Here is a 3,149-nt window from a genome sequence, read left to right on the forward strand (position 1 = left end):
AACAGGCAGCATGGCAGCATCGTCAATATCAAGGTAAATCCTGCCATTAGCATGCAGGAGGCATTGGCGCGCATTGAGCCGGTGTTCTCAAAATATGATCCGGAACAATTGTTCGAGTATAAGTTCGCGGATGCGGAGTATGCTAAAAAGTTCGGGCAGGAACAGCGTATCGGCAAACTGGCCAGCTTCTTCGCGATACTGGCGATCTTCATCAGTTGCCTGGGATTGTTTGGCATGGCATCCTTCATGGCCGAAAGGCGTACAAAAGAAATTGGTGTACGCAAAGTATTGGGCGCTTCGGTGATCAGCCTCTGGCAATTATTGTCGAAAGAGTTTGTTGCACTTGTGGTGATATCACTGCTTATCGCCGCCCCCCTCGCCTACTTCATGATGCGCAACTGGCTGCAGAACTACGAATATCGTACAACCATCAGTTGGTGGATATACGCAGTAACGGGCCTGGGTATTTTAACGATCACGTTACTCACGGTAAGTTATCAAAGTATCAAAGCGGCAATGTTGAACCCCGTAAAAAGCTTAAAAACGGAATAAGTGCTTCTCTTCCTACACTTATAAAACAAAAGGCAGGACTGATTTTGTAGTCCTGCCTTTCTTTTATGCTTTATTTAATCTCGCTTCTTCCAGGTCGAGGTTACTCTCCATCAACCGGATCACCTCATCGTCGTACCTGGCGTCTTTGTGCATTTTTGCCAGTCCATCTCTTCGCAAACCGATCAGTTCGAGCATGATCTTACGGTACAGGCCTCGAACAGTGCTTACGGCCTGCCGTTTATCTTCGTGATGCAGGGCACTTTCGCCGGCTGCAATGCTTCGCTGCAACTGTTCCTTAATACGGGCAATGGTTTCGTACTGCGCCATCTCTACGGAGTAGTTGGCGTCGAGGTATTGCACCAGTTCTTTCCCTAACTCCAGGCGGATGGCCTCTATCTGCTCCTCCTCCGGAATGTGTTCGTCCACCTCTTCTACCTTTAACCATTTAATGAAAAACGGTAAGGAGAGCCCCTGTAGCACCAGCGTAACCAGTATTACCACGAAGGTGATAAACAGGATGAGGTTACGATGCGGAAAAGGTGTCAGTTTATCGTCGAGCGTTAATGGTATAGCGAGGGCCGATGCGAGGGATACTACACCCCTCATACCTGCCCAGCCGATAATGAACGGTAGTTTCAGTCCGGGCGTAGCTTCTGCTTCACGGATGCGTTTGGAGAAGATGCGTGGTACGAAAGCGGAAATATACACCAGTACGATACGGATCACGATCACCAGCAAACTGATGATCAGCGCGTATTTGATCGCATCTTTTAATGAATATCCTTCCAGTCCGTTGATGATGACAGGCAGTTCTAATCCTATCAATATAAAAACAAAACCATTTAACAGGAACCCGATCGTAGCCCATACCTCCTGCGTTTGCAGTCGCGTATGATAGTTGAGGAAGTCGCTGGAGCGGAACGACAGGAACAAACCACCGCTTACCACGGCCAGTACGCCCGACCAATGGAACTGCTCCGCCACAATATACATCAGGTAAGGTGCAATAATGGTGATAGGCGTGGTGATGCTGGAGGCTTTTACCCAATACCGCAGTATTAAATACAGCACATGTGCGATAACGAGTCCTACCACTACACCCATAACAGCCAGCACCGCGAAATCTACTGCGGCTTTCTGAAATACGAACTGGCCCGTAAGCACCGCTGCAATAGCGAAACGGAGTACGGTCAGCGAGGCGGCGTCATTTACGAGGCTTTCTCCCTCCAGGATGGTAATACCGCGTTTAGGGACAGGCATGCCTTTCAACACAGAAGTAGCGGCTACTGCATCGGGCGGCGATATAATACCGCCGAGCAAAAAGCCCAGGGCCAGCGTAAAACCGGGAATAATATTTACAGAGAAATAAGCGATGGCCAAAGAAGTAACCAGCACCAGTCCGAACCCCAGGCTCAATACCGACCGTCTCCACTTCCACAACTGATTCCAGGAGGAATACCAGGCGGCTTCAAACAGTAATGGCGGCAGGAATATCATAAACACGATATCCGGGTCCACATTGAGTTGCGGCATACCGGGAATAAAGCTGATACCGAGTCCGCCGATCACTAAAAATATCGGGTAAGAGATTTTCAAACGCTGGCTTAACATGTAGAGCATGGCCATCGCGAAGAATAACATCAGGATTAATAGCAGGTGATGGTGTATCAATAGTCTTCAATTTTTGGTAAACGGCAAATATACCAAATCGTGCCCAAAGATCGAAGTCTTAAGCCTATCTTAAGCCTTTTCATACCGCTTTTTAACCCTTCCTTTTCCATTCTTACCCAATATGCCCCTGCTGCTACAAGCGCTGAAAAATGTTATTTATATTGAAGTATGATACCGCAATTCTACCGGCTCGCGCTCGCCGCAGCAGCGCTCTTAACGCCTATTACCGACAAGGAAGCATATATGCCCGCCAAAGTATGGCGCGTGCCCGACAATAACGATTATACGGACAACAACAGTGAATACAGCAACCAGCGCAAGGTGGAGTCTGATAACATCGTGGTGTTCTGGGCGAAAGAGTTTGGGGAAGATCCGATGAGCAATCCCGATACGCTGAAACGTTTCCGTATTAAAGAAGCGCTAAAAGAGTGCGACCGCTTTTATGATTATTATGTGGATAGCCTCCAGTTCGTAGAAAAAGGTAAATCGGTAACCGATAAATACAAGGCCCTGTTCTACGTGATCGGTGGTAAGGAAGCCACAGCTTTTGGCGGTGGTGCAGAAGATAAGATCGGTATTCTGTGGACACCTGCCGTACGCATGAACAAAGCGCCCTATGGTGCCCTGGCGCACGAACTGGGCCACTCGTTCCAATACCTCGTACACGCCGACGGCGCATGGGGCTTTACCTCTGCCCCTAAAGGCAGCCGCGGACAGGCGATTTTCGAAATGACCTCTCAATACATGCTGTGGCAGGTGTACCCGGAGTGGATGACGTTTGAGAACTATCACCTGGTAGATTTCATGAAACAAACACACTACGCATTCCTGCACGAGATCAACCAATACCATTCGCCTTATGTACTCGAGTACTGGTCGGCCAAACACGGCATCCGCTTTATGGGCCAGTTGTGGCGTAAAGCAGA

At 48.8% G+C, this 3,149-nt stretch carries 3 protein-coding genes; 2 read left to right on the forward strand and 1 reads right to left on the reverse strand.

Going from position 1 to position 3,149, the window contains the following annotated elements; all coding sequences use genetic code 11:
- Positions 1 to 552 (forward strand): ABC transporter permease (locus tag QZT80_RS18835; protein ID WP_367112879.1); only part of this gene is annotated, 552 nt, incomplete at its 5' end.
- 63 nt (positions 553 to 615) lie between these two features.
- Here the strand turns inward: QZT80_RS18835 and QZT80_RS18840 are convergent.
- The gene (locus QZT80_RS18840; protein ID WP_295125623.1) at positions 616 to 2,223 is read right to left on the reverse strand and encodes a Na+/H+ antiporter; all 1,608 of its coding nucleotides are present in this window, start codon (positions 2,221 to 2,223) and stop codon (positions 616 to 618) included.
- Positions 2,224 to 2,391: 168 nt separating this feature from the next.
- On the opposite strand from QZT80_RS18840, the gene QZT80_RS18845 reads away from it, so the two are divergent.
- On the forward strand, positions 2,392 to 3,149 hold a 758-nt coding region (locus QZT80_RS18845), incomplete at its 3' end, for a DUF6055 domain-containing protein (RefSeq protein ID WP_295125626.1).

This window comes from uncultured Chitinophaga sp., from assembly GCF_902168175.1.
GTDB lineage: Bacteria > Bacteroidota > Bacteroidia > Chitinophagales > Chitinophagaceae > Chitinophaga.